Here is a 14,230-nt window from a genome sequence, read left to right as displayed (position 1 = left end):
GGACCTACGGGTGGTCTCGAGGCTCCGTCGTCGCACCTCGACCATCGGGACCGCTGAAGGCGCCGACGAAGGCCTCGAGCGCCGCGTCGCCGGCGGCCACCGAGTCGCCACCGGAGGCGAAGGCCTCCAGCCCGACGACCCCGCGGTACCCCATGTCCTCCAACGCGGCGGCCACCCCTTCGTAGCGGATCTCGCCGGTGCCGGGCTCGCACCGACCGGGGACGTCGGCGACCTGGACCTCGCCGATCCAGGGCAGCGCCCGCCGGCACAGCCCGATGAGGTCGCCCTCGCCGATCTGCGCGTGGTAGAGGTCGAGGTTGAGCCGCAGGTGCGGGCTGTCGACCCCGCTCACGAGGTCGAGGGTGTCCGCGGCCCGGGCGAAGGGGGTCCCCGGGTGGTCGACGGAGAGGTTGAGGTTCTCCAGCACGAAGGTCACCCCTTCGCGCTCGCCGAGATCGGCCACGCGCCGGAGGGTGTCGCGAGCGGTCCTCCACATCTGCTCGTCGGCGCCGTCCGGACCGACCGGGGTGACCGGCAGGCCGGTCGGACCGAGACCGGTGCCGTGGAGGTTGAGCGCTCGGGCCCCGATGCGTCGGCCGACCTCGATCGACGCGGCCGCCGTGGCGAGCAGCTCGTCCGCCCCCTCGGGGTCCCCGAGCCGGCCGGTCGTGTACCCGGTCATCGACGTGAAGACGACGCCCTCGCCCGCGAGGGTCGCGAGGGCGTCGACGTCGTGACCGCGCCAGTCCCAGATCTCGACGGCGAGGCCGCGCTCGTGGATGCGCCGCACCCGCTCGAGCATCGGCAGGTCCCCGTAGATCATCTGCGCCGAGGCAGCCAGCACGAAGGGGGATCCCACCCCCGCGGTCGCCGTCACCCCTCAGTCCGTCTGCGGGAAGCCGAGGTTGATGCCGCCGTGGCTCGGGTCGAGCCAGCGCTGCGTGACGACCTTGCCGCGGGTGAAGAAGTGCACGCCCTCCATGCCGTGGGCGTGGGTGTCGCCGAAGAGGCTGTTCTTCCACCCGCCGAAGGAGTAGTACGACACCGGGACCGGGATCGGCACGTTGATGCCGACCATGCCGACCTCGACCTCGTGCTGGAAGCGCCGGGCGGCGCCGCCGTCGTTGGTGAAGATCGCCGTCCCGTTGCCGTAGGGGTTGGCGTTGATGAGCTCGAGGCCCTCGTCGTAGCTGGCGACGCGGACGACCGAGAGCACCGGGCCGAAGATCTCGTCGTCGTAGACGCTCATCCCGGGGCGCACCTCGTCGATGAGGGTCGGGGCGACGAAGAAGCCCTCTCCGTCGGCGTCGAAGTCCCCGTCGCGCCCGTCGACGACGACCTTCGCGCCGGCCTGGGCGCCGGCGTCGACGTACGACGCGACCTTGTCGCGGTGGGCGGCGGTGACGAGCGGCCCCATGTCGCAGCCGCGGCGCCCGTCACCGGTGCGCAGCTTGCCCATGCGGTCGACGATCTTGCTCACGAGCTCGTCGGCGACCGGCTCGACGACGACGAGCGCGGAGATCGCCATGCAGCGCTCGCCCGCGGAGCCGAAGCCCGCGTTGATTGCGGCGTCGGCGGCGAGGTCGAGGTCGGCGTCGGGCAGGACGAGCATGTGGTTCTTCGCACCGCCGAGCGCCTGGACGCGCTTGCCGGCGGCGGTCCCCGTCTCGTAGACGTACCTCGCGATCGGGGTCGAGCCGACGAAGGAGACGGAGCGCACCTTGTCGTGGGTGAGCAGCGCGTCGACGGCCTCCTTGTCACCGTGGACGACGTTCATCACCCCGTCGGGCAGGCCGGCGCGCTGCCACAGCTCGGCGACGGCGTTGGCCGCCGACGGGTCCTTCTCGCTCGGCTTGAGCACCACGGCGTTGCCGCACGCGATGGCGATGGGGACGAACCACAGCGGCACCATCGCGGGGAAGTTGAAGGGCGAGATGATCGCCGCGACGCCGAGCGGCTGACGCATCGAGTACACGTCGACCGCGGTCGAGGCGTTCTCGGAGAAGCCCCCGCGCAGCAGGTTGGGGATGCCGCACGCGTACTCGGCGACCTCGAGACCGCGCACGACCTCGCCGAGGGCGTCGGAGAGCACCTTGCCGTGCTCGGCGGTGATGAGCGCGGCGATGCGCTCCTTGTCCTCGTTGAGCAGCTCGCGGAAGCGGAAGAGGACCTGCGCGCGCCGGGTCAGCGAGGTGTCGCGCCACTCCAGCCACGCGGCGTGCGCGCCCTCGACGACCTCGCCGACGAGATCGGCGGAGGCGAGGTCGAGGGCGCCGGTGACCTCACCGGTCGCGGGGTCGTAGACCTCGCTCGTGCGCTCGGCCGTCCCCTCCCACGGGGATCCGGCGACGAGGTGGGTGATGCGGGTGGGGGTGCTCATGGACGCCTCTCTCGGGTCTAAATGTCCTGACATCATTACCTGTGACGGCTGGCGGGCGCCAGACCGTCCATGCTCAGAGCTCGGGGTCGAGCTCGACGACCACCGGGCGGCCGGAGGCCAGGGAGGCCACCCCGGCCGTGGCGACGACGGTCGCCGCGTACCCGTCCCTGCTGCGGGCGCCGACGACCTCGCCCCGACGGGACGCGTCGACCCACGCCTGCAGCTCGAGGGCGTAGGCCCGCGCGAAGCGCTCCCGGTAGTCCACCGGCAGGGCACCGCCCCACGACCCCGCACCGCCGTGCGGACCGGCCGCCGTCGAGCAGATGCCGCCCGAGGGGCGGCCGACGACCGCGCTGCCTCGCTCGGCGACGACCTCGCACCGCACCTCGTAGCCCGTCGTGCTGCCGACGAAGACCTCGTTGGTCACGATCGCCCCTCCGGCCATCCTCAGGACCACGACCTGCGGGTCCGCCACCCCGTCCGGGACGAGCGACGAGGGCGACGGGGTGATCACCTGGATCTCGACCACCTCCTCGCCGAAGAGGTACCTGGCCGTGTCGATCTCGTGCACGAGGCTGTCGCGCACGATCATCTCGCTGCGGAAGTCCGCTCGCGGCGCGGCGAGGTTGCGGTGCACCTGGTGGGCGAGCAGAGGCCGACCGACCCGTCCGCTCGTCAGGAGGTCGCGCAGCTGCACGTACTCCGGGTCGAAGCGACGCATGAAGCCCACCTGGACCAGCGGACGACCACCGTCGCGCTCGGCGCGCACGAGACGGGCCGACGACGCGTCGTCCGTCGTCAGGGGCTTCTCGCACAGCACGGGCGTGCCGGTCTCGATGCACTCCCGCACCTGCTCCTCGTGCGCATGGCCGGGCGAGGCGAGGACGACGGCGTCGACCGCGTCTGACCGGATGAGCTCGAGCGGGTCCGGGACGACGGCCACGCTCCCCGACCCGACGTCGTCCGCACCCAGGCGTGCGGCCAGCTCCTGGGCACGCTCGACGTCCGGGTCGCTCACCGCCACGAGCGTGGCGCCGGCCACCCCGCGCGCGAGCCGGCGGGCGTGGTCGGCGCCCATGACGCCGACCCCGACCACGCCGACCCGCAGCGGTGCGCTCATCCGGTGCGGTCCCCTGCCGTCCCGTCGTGGACGACGGTCGGCTTGCCGGGGCCGGCGAGCTCGATCTCGGGGTTGCCGGGGTCGACGACCTTGCCAGGGTCGACGCCGCGCAGCTCGTGCTGCAGCTCGGCGAGCTCCTGACCGCCGGCCATCTCCGCCGTCAGCTCGTCGAGGGTGATCTCGTCGCGGTGCGCGTCGAGGACGACCCGGCCGAGCTTGAGGATGACGAAGTGGTTGCCCACGAGGTAGGCGTGGTGCGGGTTGTGGGTGATGAAGACGACGCCGAGGCCGGCGTCGCGCGCCTTGGCGATGTACTTGAGCACGACACCGGACTGGCGCACCCCGAGGGCTGCGGTGGGCTCGTCGAGGATGATGACCTTCGCCCCGAAGTAGATGGCGCGAGCGATGGCGATGCACTGCTTCTGACCACCCGACAGACCTCCGACCGGCCGGTCGAGGTCGCCGATGTGGATCCCCATCTTCTGCAGCTCCACGTCGGCGACACGGCGCATCGTCGCCCCGTCGAGGAAGGGACCGCGGCGGACCTCGTTGCCCATGAAGAAGTTGCGCCAGACCGACATGAGCGGGGCCAGCGCGAGGTCCTGGTAGACCGTCGCGATGCCGAGCTGCTGGGCGGCTCGGGGCGAGGCGAGGTTGCGGGAGATCCCGTTGACCGTGAAGGTCCCCTCGGTGTGCTCGTGCAGGCCCGCCATGATCTTGATGAGCGTGGACTTGCCGGCTCCGTTGTCGCCGAGGACGCACGTCACCTCGCCCGGGTAGACCTCGAGCGAGACCCCGCGCAGCGCGTGGACGTTGCCGTAGGACTTGCCGACGTCGTCCATCACCACGAGGGGCTGCACGCCCTCGGCCCGCTCACGGGTGGTCGGCTCGGTCGTCGTGCTCATCGGGCCTCCCCCTTCTTCTTGACGTAGAGGTTGACGAGGGTGGCGAGCAGGAGCATGACCCCGAGGAAGGTGTAGAACCAGTCGGGGTTCCATCCTGCGTAGTTGATGCCCAGGCGGGTCATGCCGAAGACGAGGGCGCCGAGCGAGGCGCCGACGATCGAGCCGTACCCGCCGGTGAGCAGGCAGCCCCCGACCACCGCGGCGATGATGAAGATGAACTCCTTGCCCACGCCCTCGCCGGACTGCATGACCTGGTACTCGAAGAGCAGGTGCATGCCGAGGACCCAGGCGCAGAAGCCGACGAACATGAAGAGGCCGATCTTGACCCGCTTCACCGGCACGCCCACCGCGCGGGCGGCATCGGCGTCGCCACCGACGGCGAAGACCCAGTTGCCGATCCGCGTCCTCATGAGGACCACCGACCCGACGGCCGTGAGGATCAGCCAGTAGACGACGAGCGCCTTGAGGGTGATCGGTCCGATCGTCGTCTGCCAGGCGAAGACCGCGGCGGCCGAGTCGAAGCCGGCGATGTCGGAGATCTGGGGCGTCGAGACGGTCCCGCCGACGAGACGGGTGACGGCGAGGTTGCCACCCTGGAGGACGAAGAAGGTGCCGAGGGTGACGAGGAAGCTCGGCAGCCCGGTCCTCATGAGGAACCACCCGTTGAAGGCCCCCACGGCGAGCGAGAAGACGAGCGCGACGACCACCCCCACCCAGACGTTGAGCCCGAAGTTCCAGGCCGTGAGGGCGGCCGCGATGCCGGACGAGGTGGCCGCGACACCGGTGGAGAGGTCGAACTCCCCGCCGATCATGAGCATGGCGACGGGGACCGCCATGACCCCGATCGAGGCCACCTCGTACAGGATCGTCCCGGCGTTGTCGACGGAGCGGAAGCTCGGGGCGACCGACGCGAAGAGGATCGCCACGACGACCGCCCCGATGAGTGCTCCGACCTCGGGGCGGCTGAAGAGCAGGCCGGCCCGACCCTTCGCCGCGACGCGGTCGTCAGCCGGCTGCGATGTCGGCGTCGTGGTGGTGGTGGTCATCGCCGGCTCACTTCAGGAGCAGGTCGACGTTGGACTCGTCGACGAAGGCAGGTCCGGAGAAGACCGGCTGCTGACCGCCGACGGAGGCGCCCTTCTGCGCGCGCAGCCACAGCGCGTCGACGGCCATGTAGCCCTGGACGTACGGCTGCTGGTCGACGGCCCAGAGGATCTTCTTGTCCTTGATCGCCGTCAGCGCGTCGTCGTTGAGGTCGAAGGTCGCGAGCTTGGCCGAGCTGCCCGACTCCTCGATCGACTTCAGGGCCACCATGGCGAAGGGGGCGCCGAGCGTGACGACGTGGGTGATGTCCTTGTCGTCCTGGAGCTTGGCGGTCATCGTCGACTGGACGTTGGCCGTGTCGGTGCCCTTGACGTAGATCTTCTCCGAGTTGGCGAACTTCTTCTTCAGGCCGTCGCAGCGCGCCTCGAGACCGACGTGGCCCTGCTCCTGGATGACGCACAGGACCTTGCCGGCCTTCTCCTCGGTGAGGCGCTCGCCGGCGGCCTCCCCGGCCAGGCCGTCGTCCTGGCCGAAGAAGGACAGCACCCCCATGTCCTTCCAGTCGCCCATGCCCGCGTTGAGGGCGACGGTCGGGATGCCGGCGTTGACCGCACCCTCGACGTTGCTCTTCATCGCCTCGGGCTTGGAGAGGGTGACGGCGATCCCGTCGACCTTCTTGTCCACGGCCTGCTGCACGAGCTGGGCCTGCTTGGCGCCGTCGGGGTCGGCGGTGTACTCGAGCTTGACGTTGTCCTTCTTGGCGGCGTCCTCGGCGCCGGCCCGGACCTGGTCCCAGAAGGTGTCGCCCGGGGCGGCGTGGGTGATGAGAGCGACGGTCATCTCCGGGGTGTCGGCAGCAGCACCGCCGCCACCGTCTGCGCTCGTCTCCTGCTTGCCACCGGTGGAGGAGCAGGCGGTGAGGGCGACGGCCAGCGCAGCCGCGCCGGCGAGGAAGGGGTATCGGGTCGGTCGGGACATCGTTGTCTCTCTTTCCATCACGGTGAGGGTGGTGCTACTGCGGGTCGCCGGGTCGAAGGTAGGCCCGTTGGCCGGTCTTGCGCTCGCAATATGCGTCGAACGCCTCGCGGGTCGAGGTGAGCTCGGAGATCTCGCTCACCGGCACGTCCCACCACGACGCGGAGTCGGGGCCGTGGACGAGCGGGTCGGTCTGGACGTGGATGACGAAGGGACCGCCGTCGGCGGGCCACCCCTTCGCCTCGTGGATCGCGGCGACGAGGCCGTCACGGTCCTCCACCTCGACGACGTGGGCGCCGAGGGAGCGGGCGTTGGCGGCGAGGTCGACGGGCAGGGTCTGCCCGTCGAGACGCCCGTCCGCCCCCCGGGCGCGGTAGGAGGTGCCGAAGCGCTGGCTGCCGAGCGACTGCGAGAGCGAGCCGATGGAGTGGAAGCCGTGGTTCTGCACGAGGACGACGACGACCTTGACCCGCTCCTGCACGGCGGTGACGAGCTCGGTCGGCATCATGAGGTAGCCGCCGTCGCCGACCATCGCGAAGACGTCGCGGGTCTCGTCGGCCAGGCGCACGCCGATGGCGGCGGGCACCTCGTAGCCCATGCAGGAGTAGCCGTACTCGACGTGGTACCCGCGTCGGTCGCGCACGCGCCACGACTTGTGGAGGTCACCGGGCATCGAGCCGGCGGCGCACAGGACGACGTCGCGCGGGTCGCTCAGCTCGTTGACGAGCCCGAGGACCTCGCCCTGGGTGAGCAGACCGGGCGCGAGCGCGGCGGTGACCTCGGCGGACGGGTGGTGGGCGGCCTCGACCTCGGCGTCCCAGCTCGACCAGAGCCGCTCCTGCTCCTCGCGGTAGCCATCCTCGACCGACCAGCCCTCGAGGGCCTGCGCGAGCGCGAGGAGGGACTCGCGGGCGTCCCCGACGACCATGACGCCGGAGTGCTTCACCGCGTCGACCGGGGCGACGTTGAGGTTGACGAAGCGCACCCCCTCGGCGGCGAAGGCGGTCCGCGAGGCCGTCGTGAAGTCCTGCCACCGGGTGCCGACGCCGATGACGACGTCGGCCTGCGCGGCGACCGCGTTGGCCGCGGTCGTGCCCGTCGACCCGACGGCGCCGAGCAGCCGGGGGTCGCCGTGCAGCAGCGAGCCCTTGCCCGCCTGGGTCTCGCCGACGGGCATCCCCGTGGCGGAGCACAGCGCGGCGAGGGCCTCCTCGGCGCGGGAGTAGTGCACGCCGCCGCCGGCGACGACCATGGGCCGCCGCGCGGAGCGGATGACCTGCACGGCGCGGGCGATCGCCGCGGGCTCGGCCGGGGGCCGGCGCACGTACCACACCCGCTCGTCGAAGAGCTCGACCGGCCAGTCGTGGGCCTGCGCCTGCACGTCCTGGGGCAGCGAGATCGTCACGGCGCCGGTGTCGGCGGGGTCGGTGAGCACGCGCATCGCCTGGAGCAGGATCGCGGGCAGCTGCTCGGGGCGGCGCACCTCGTCGTAGAAGCGCGAGAGCGGTCGGAAGGCGTCGTTGACGGTGACGTCGGCGCTCACCGGGTGCTCGAGCTCTTGCAGGAGCGGTCCGGCCGAGCGGGTGGCGAAGGTCGAGGACGGCAGGAGCAGCACGGGCAGCCGGTTGATCGTCGCGAGCGCGGCGCCGGTGAGCATGTTCGTGCTGCCGGGGCCGACGGAGGCGGTGCACGCCCAGGTCTGCAGCCGGTCACGCTGCTTGGCGAAGGCGACGGCGGTGTGCACCATCGCCTGCTCGTTGCGGGCCAGGACGTAGGGCAGACCGGGCCGCTCCCCCGCCTGCGTCGCGGCGAGCTCGTCCTGGAGCAGGGCCTGGCCCAGACCCGCGACGTTGCCGTGCCCGAAGATGCCCAGGCAGCCCTCGAGGAGGCGCTGCTGCTCGCCGTCGCGCTCGCTGCGCTGGGCGGCGAGGAAGCGCACGACCGCCTGGGCGACGGTGAGACGGACGGTCTGGCTCATCGGGTGGCTCCCATCGGCAGGCGGGGGTCGACGCGCTGACCGGTCCAGCTCTCGCGGACCTGGCCGTGCGCGGGGTCGTCGCAGATGAGCCAGGCCCGCTCGGCGCCGGGACCGGCCATGACGTTGAGGTAGTACAGATCGGCGTCGGGCGCGGCCATCGCCGGGCCGTGCCAGCCGTGCGGCACGAGGACGACGTCACCGGTGCTCACCTCGACGAGCACGTCGATCGCGCGCTCGTCGGTGCCGTAGACCTGCTGGTAGCCGACGGGGTCGAGGCCGTCGCCGCGCTCGGTGCCCCGGGTGACGGGCGCTCGCCCGGCGTCGGCGTCGCCGACGACCTGGGTCTCGAAGTAGTAGATCTCCTCGAGCACGCTCTCCTCGCCGGGGCGGTCGCTGTCGTGCTTGTGCGGCGGGTAGGACGACCAGCCCGCGGCCGGCGTGACGACCTCGCAGACGAGGATCTGCTCGGCCTCGGGCAGGGTGTCGGGCATGCCGTGACCGCGCACCTCGCGGCTGCAGCTGCCGGCGCCGCGCAGCTCGACGGGCGTCTCGTCGGCGGTGACGACCCGAGGGGTCCGTCCGCCGCCGGTGGGGTCGGCGACCTGGGCGCCGCACACGGCGACACGGGCGCCCTCGGCACCGGCACGAAGGAGCAGGGAGCGCCCGGCGGGCACGTAGGCGACGTCGCTCGGACCGGCGAAGACGCTCGTCCGACCGCGCAGGCCGAGGGTCTGGCCGTCGACGACGACGTCGACCGCTCCGACGAGCGGCACGACGACGACCTCCTCGCCACCGAGGTCGTGGTGCACCTCGCCGCCCGCGGCCAGCGCGGTCACGCGCAGCGACGTGTGCTGCCAGCCGTCGACGGCGTCGGTGATCTCGACCGCCCAGGGCTCACCGGCGGCGAAGGGGTGGAACCACCGGTCGTTGTCGGCGCCGGTGCGCGGGGCGCTCACCGCGCGCCCCCGTGCACGAGACCGGCCGCGATGTCGACGGCTGCGCCGACGTCGCCGTCCGGCGGGTAGAGCAGGGCGCGCCCGACGACGAGACCGCGCACCGAGGGCAGCCCGAGCGAGCGGCCCCACGCGTCGTAGCTGTCCTGGGGGTCCCCCTTCGGGTCCCCGCCGAGCAGGAGGGTCGGCATCGTCGTCGCGTCCATGACCCGCTCGAGGTCATCGACGACCGGGAGCTTGAGCCAGGTGTACGCGCTGCTCGCGCCGAGGCCGGAGGCGACGTGGATCGAGCGGATCGTGCTGTCGGGGTCGAGGAGGTTCTCGACCTTGCCGTCACGGCGCCGGGAGAGGAAGGGCTCGACCATGGCCATGACCTCGTGCCGGGCGAGCTCGGTGACGGCCTGCGCGCTCGCCTCGAGGGTGGCGACCGTGCCGGGGTCGTCGAGGGCGATCCGCGTGAGCATCTTGCCGCCGTCGAGGCCGCGCGCGGCGATCTCGTCGGCGGTGTAGCCGGTGAAGCGGTCGTCCAGCTCGAAGACCGAGCCCTGCAGACCGCCGCGGTTCATCGAGCCGATGACGACCTTGTCGTCGAGCGCGCCCATGAGGAGCAGGTCGTCGAGGACGTCCGGGGTGCCGAGGACGCCGTCGACGCCGGGGCGCGAGAGGGCGGTCGCGAGGCGCTCGAGCAGGTCGCTGCGGCTGCCCATGGCCATCGCGTCACCGCGCACGCCGAGGGCGCCGCGGGCGGGGTGGTCGGCCGCGACGACGAGCATCCGCCCGTCCTCGCCGACGAGCGAGCGGCGTCGGCGCCCGGCCCACATCCGCGCGACGAGGCCGGGGTCGGTGACCCGCAGGTCGGTGATCTGGGCGGGGCCGAGCCCGACGCGCTCGCTCGTCGTCATCGGGCCACCTCCTGGGTCTGCAGCGCGGCGAGGACCTCGTCCTCGGTGGGCATGGCGGTCGAGCACTCGAGCCGTGAGGCGACGATCGCACCGGCGACGTTGGCGAAGCGCAGGACGCGCTCGAGCTCCCAGCCGAGGAGCAGCCCGTGGCACAGCGCACCGCCGAAGGCGTCACCTGCCCCGAGGCCGTTGACGACGTCGACGGGGTGGGTGGGCACCTCGACGCGCTCGTCACGGGTGGCCGCGAGGACCCCCTTCGGGCCCTGCTTGACGACGGCGAGCTCGAGACCGCGGTCGAGGAGCGCGTCGGCCGCGCGGTGCGGGTCGCTCTCTCCGACCGCCACCTCGCACTCCTCGCGGTTGCCGACGGCCACGCTCACGTGCTCGAGCGCACGGGCGATCTCGGCGCTCGCGTCCCGCGGGTCCTCCCAGAACATCGGGCGGTAGTCGAGGTCGAGCACGCTCGGGTGGCGGCCGTCGCGGGCCGCGAGCGCCGCGTGGTGCGCGGCGCGCGAGGGCTCCTGCGACAGCCCGGTGACGGTGGCCCAGAAGATCTTCGCCTCGCGGATCGCCTCGAGCGGCAGCTCGTCGGGCTCGATCATGAGGTCGGGGGCGGTCGGGTAGCGGTAGAAGGAGAGCGGGAAGTCGTCCGGCGGGTGCACCTCGCAGAAGGTCACCGGCGTCGGCGGCACCCGGCCGGGCTCCCCGTCGAGGGTGCTGACGTAGCGGGCGTCGACGCCGAGCCGGGCTGCCTCGGCGCGCACGAAGCGGCCGAAGGCGTCCGGGCCGACCTTGCTGACGAGGGCGACGTCGTGGCCGTGGCGGGCCGCGGCGACGGCGACGTTCGTCGCGCTGCCGCCGAGGAACTTCTCGAAGGTGCGCACCTCCTCCAGCCCGACCCCGTGGTCGAGGGGGTAGATGTCGACCCCGGTGCGGCCGATGGCGACGACGTCGAAGACCACGGTGCGCTCACGCCCCCTTCGCGACGGAGAGCAGGTGCGCGACCGAGGTGCGCACGTCGGCGACCGGGTCGGGACCCTCGCCGCCGTCGGCAGGGTCCCCGGTGAGGATCGTGTCCTGCTCGAGGACGTACCAGCCCTGGTAGCCGTCGGCCTCGAGCGCGGTGACGATCGCGGCGATGTCGACGTCGCCGGCGCCGAGCGGCACGTACATCCCGGCGGCGACCGCCTCGGTGTACGTCGCGTCGCCGGCCTGGACCTTGCGGGCCCAGGCGAGGTCGACGTCCTTGAGGTGCATGTGGGCGATCCTGCCGGGGTGCTCGGTGGCGACCGCGACCGGGTCACCGCCGCCGATGAGGAGGTGGCCGGTGTCGAGGCACAGCCCGATCCGCGAGCCGTCGAGGACCCGCTGGGTCTCCTCGCCGGACTCGACCATCGTGCCGACGTGCGGGTGGATCGTCGCGACGAGGCCGTGCGCGCGGGCGGCGTCGTCGATCCGGTCGAGGTTGGCGAGCAGGGTGCTCCAGCCGAGCTCGTCGAGCGCCGGGCGGTCGTCGTAGCCGTCGACCCCGGTCGCCGCGGCGATGACGACGGTGCTCGCGGACGCCGCGACGAGGCCCTCCATCGCGCTCTCGACGACCGGCAGCGGGTCGTGGGCCGGGTCGTGCAGGACGACGGGGACGAACTGCCCGACCGCGGCCAGGCCGTAGCCCGCGAGGGTGTCGGCCTTGGCCTGCGGGGCGTCGGGGAGGAAGCCGTCGGGGCCGAACTCGGTGGCGCTGATGCCCAGCTCGCGCATCTGCGCCAGGACGGTCGGCGGCTGGTGCTGCCAGCCCCATCCGGGGACCTCGCACACCCCCCACGAGATGGGGGCGGCGGCGATGCGGTCGGGCACGGGGGTGGTCATGGACGTCCTCACGAGGTGGCGGGGGCGGGCAGGGCGGAGGGGATCTCGGTCATGAGGACGGGGCGGCCCTCACGGCGGGAGAGGTCGCAGGCCTCGACGACGCGCGAGGCCTCGAGGGCGTCGTCGACGGTGCAGGGCGAGGGGGACCCGCCCACCATCGCGACGAAACCGGCGAGCTCGTCGGCGAAGGCGGGGCGGAAGCGGGAGTAGAAGTCGGTGTGGACCGGGCCGGCCGGCTGGCTCGCGCCCGGCTCGACGCTGCGCAGGGCGAGGGAGTCGTCGAGACCGACGGCGACGGTGCCGTGCTCGCCGTGGACCTCGAGGCGCACGTCCTGGCCCTGGCCGTTGTAGCGGCTCGTCGAGAGCATCGCGATGGTGCCGTCGTCGAGGGTGAGCAGGGCGGCCCCGGTGTCGACGTCGCCCGCGGCGGGGAAGAAGTCCGCCCCCTTCGTGCCCCCGACCGCGTAGACGCTCACGACCTCGCGGCCGGTGACGAAGCGGATGACGTCGGCGTCGTGCACGAGGCAGTCCCGGAAGATGCCGCCGCTGCCGGGGATGAACTCCGCCGACGGGGGGTGCATGTCGCTGGCGACGCCGCGCAGGGTGTGGACGAAGCCGAGCTCGCCGGAGCGCACGGCCTCGGCCGCCGCGCGGTAGCCGGCGTCGAAGCGGCGCTGGAAGCCGACGTGGACGGGGACGCCGCTGCGGCGGACGTGCTCGGCGACCTCGAGGATCTCGGTGAGGCTCGCCGCGAGCGGCTTCTCGCAGAAGGTCGGCAGCCCGGCGTCGACGGCCGCGCGCACCCACGTGCCGTGGGCGGCCGAGCCGGTGGTGACGACGAGACCGTCGAGGTCGGCGGTGAGGAGCGCCTCGACGGGCACGGCGCTCACCGCGGCGAGCCCCTCGGCAGCCGGGGAGGTCAGCCCCTCGGCTCGGGCGCCGTCGACGTCGGCGACGACCACCTCGCTCACCCCGGGCACCGCGCGCAGCGTCTGCACGTGGGAGGTCCCGATCCGTCCGAGCCCGACACAGCCGATCCGCACCCTGGCCACTCCTTCGTGACGTCCTTCGGGCCCCGTCGGCCCTCGCGGGGTCAACTCTGGCCGGACGCCGTCGGACCTGTCAAGCATTTGTCAGGACATTCTGACGTCGGGATGTCCTTGACGGGTCGCTATCATCCGTCTCATGGCCGCCACCGAGCTCGACGTCGTCCTCGACCGGGACTCACCGGTGCCGCTCTACCACCAGATCGCCGAGCAGCTGAGCGCGGCGATCCACGACGGGCGGCTCGAGTCGGGCGACGCCTTCGAGAACGAGATCGCCCTGGCCACGCGGCTCTCCGTGTCTCGCCCGACGATCCGGCGTGCGATCCAGGAGATGGTCGACCGCGGTCTGCTCGTGCGTCGGCGCGGGCTCGGCACGCACGTCGCCAACCGCAAGGTGCACCGCGAGGCCGTCCTGTCCTCGCTGTGGGACGACCTCGACGCAGCCGGCCGCTCACCGCGCACGGAGGTGCTCGACCTCGAGCGCGCCGTCGACCCCCGCGCGGCCTCGATGCTCGACCTGCCGCCCGAGACCGAGCTGCTCTCGCTCACCCGCGTGCGCTACGCCGGCGACGACCCGCTCGCGCTCCTGCACAACTGGCTGCCGCCGAGCTCGGGCGAGATCGGCCGTGACGAGCTCGAGCACGCGGGGCTGTACGCGGCGCTGCGCGGCCGGGGCGTGCGCCCGAGCGTCGCCCGCCAGTCCATCGGCGCCCGGATGCCCACCGCCGCCGAGCGCAAGGCGCTCCACATGCGCGCCGGCCAGCCCGTCCTCACGATGACCCGCGTCGCCTTCGACGCCGGCGGCACCGCCATCGAGCTCGGCGAGCACGCCTACCGCGCCGAGGACTACACGATCGACCTCATGGTCGACGAGCGCTGACCCCTTCGCTGGTCGAGGTGCGAAGGGGACTCCTTTCGCTGGTCCAGGTGCGACGGGCGCTCAGCGCCCGAGCCTCGAGACCACCCGACTGTGCCCTCCCCGCGGTCAACGCGCGTCCCGCGGTGGGGGACTCACTTGACGGACGAGCCCCCCTGGGTGCTTACTAAGGACGACCTAAGTT

13 protein-coding genes are annotated in these 14,230 nt (G+C 72.7%); 1 reads left to right on the top strand and 12 read right to left on the bottom strand.

Translation table 11 applies throughout. The annotated features are described in order from the left end of the window. Positions 1-4 precede the first annotated feature (4 nt). The 12 genes from ABIB53_RS11375 to ABIB53_RS11320 form a co-directional block, all read right to left on the bottom strand. Complete coding sequence (locus ABIB53_RS11375) at positions 5-823, bottom strand: TIM barrel protein (protein ID WP_354588467.1); 819 nt, start codon at positions 821-823, stop codon at positions 5-7. A gap of 57 nt (positions 824-880) precedes the next feature. Next, positions 881-2,380 (bottom strand): CoA-acylating methylmalonate-semialdehyde dehydrogenase, encoded by a 1,500-nt coding sequence (locus tag ABIB53_RS11370; RefSeq protein WP_201468067.1) that lies wholly within the window; start codon positions 2,378-2,380, stop codon positions 881-883. A 73-nt stretch (positions 2,381-2,453) separates the two neighbouring features. After that, positions 2,454-3,500, bottom strand: a complete 1,047-nt coding sequence (locus tag ABIB53_RS11365) for a Gfo/Idh/MocA family protein (RefSeq protein ID WP_354588228.1) — start codon at positions 3,498-3,500, stop codon at positions 2,454-2,456. Then, positions 3,497-4,405 carry an ATP-binding cassette domain-containing protein gene (locus ABIB53_RS11360; RefSeq protein WP_201468072.1) on the bottom strand — a complete coding sequence of 303 codons (909 nt, stop codon included), beginning with the start codon at positions 4,403-4,405 and terminating at the stop codon, positions 3,497-3,499. The genes ABIB53_RS11365 and ABIB53_RS11360 overlap by 4 nt, the downstream gene beginning before the upstream one ends. Beyond that, complete coding sequence (locus ABIB53_RS11355) at positions 4,402-5,451, bottom strand: ABC transporter permease (protein WP_354588227.1); 1,050 nt, start codon at positions 5,449-5,451, stop codon at positions 4,402-4,404. Before ABIB53_RS11355 ends, ABIB53_RS11360 begins: the two co-directional genes overlap by 4 nt. A gap of 7 nt (positions 5,452-5,458) precedes the next feature. Next, positions 5,459-6,427 carry a sugar ABC transporter substrate-binding protein gene (locus tag ABIB53_RS11350; RefSeq protein WP_205473714.1) on the bottom strand — a complete coding sequence of 323 codons (969 nt, stop codon included), beginning with the start codon at positions 6,425-6,427 and terminating at the stop codon, positions 5,459-5,461. Between the two features lie 34 nt (positions 6,428-6,461). Then, positions 6,462-8,402 (bottom strand): 3D-(3,5/4)-trihydroxycyclohexane-1,2-dione acylhydrolase (decyclizing), encoded by a 1,941-nt coding sequence (gene iolD, locus ABIB53_RS11345; RefSeq protein ID WP_354588226.1) that lies wholly within the window; start codon positions 8,400-8,402, stop codon positions 6,462-6,464. Then, on the bottom strand, positions 8,399-9,358 hold the full coding sequence (gene iolB / locus ABIB53_RS11340; protein WP_354588225.1) for a 5-deoxy-glucuronate isomerase: 960 nt from the start codon (positions 9,356-9,358) through the stop codon (positions 8,399-8,401). The genes iolD and iolB overlap by 4 nt, the downstream gene beginning before the upstream one ends. Further along, positions 9,355-10,257 (bottom strand): class I fructose-bisphosphate aldolase, encoded by a 903-nt coding sequence (locus tag ABIB53_RS11335; RefSeq protein ID WP_354588224.1) that lies wholly within the window; start codon positions 10,255-10,257, stop codon positions 9,355-9,357. The genes iolB and ABIB53_RS11335 overlap by 4 nt, the downstream gene beginning before the upstream one ends. Next, positions 10,254-11,219 (bottom strand): 5-dehydro-2-deoxygluconokinase, encoded by a 966-nt coding sequence (gene iolC / locus ABIB53_RS11330; RefSeq protein ID WP_354588223.1) that lies wholly within the window; start codon positions 11,217-11,219, stop codon positions 10,254-10,256. Before iolC ends, ABIB53_RS11335 begins: the two co-directional genes overlap by 4 nt. A 7-nt stretch (positions 11,220-11,226) precedes the next feature. Further along, positions 11,227-12,123: a TIM barrel protein gene (locus ABIB53_RS11325; protein ID WP_201468082.1), complete on the bottom strand. Its 897-nt coding sequence runs from the start codon at positions 12,121-12,123 to the stop codon at positions 11,227-11,229. An 8-nt stretch (positions 12,124-12,131) separates the two neighbouring features. Continuing rightward, a complete protein-coding gene (locus ABIB53_RS11320; protein WP_354588222.1) occupies positions 12,132-13,166 on the bottom strand; it encodes a Gfo/Idh/MocA family protein in 1,035 nt (344 codons plus the stop codon). A gap of 142 nt (positions 13,167-13,308) precedes the next feature. Between ABIB53_RS11320 and ABIB53_RS11315 the strand changes: the two genes are divergently transcribed. Next, complete coding sequence (locus ABIB53_RS11315) at positions 13,309-14,049, top strand: GntR family transcriptional regulator (protein ID WP_354588221.1); 741 nt, start codon at positions 13,309-13,311, stop codon at positions 14,047-14,049. Positions 14,050-14,230 lie beyond the last annotated feature (181 nt).

It is taken from the genome of Janibacter sp. UYMM211 (genome assembly GCF_040547045.1).
GTDB lineage: Bacteria > Actinomycetota > Actinomycetes > Actinomycetales > Dermatophilaceae > Marihabitans > Marihabitans melonis.
Note: the sequence above shows the minus strand (reverse complement) of the source record. Positions and strands in the feature narration are given on the sequence as shown.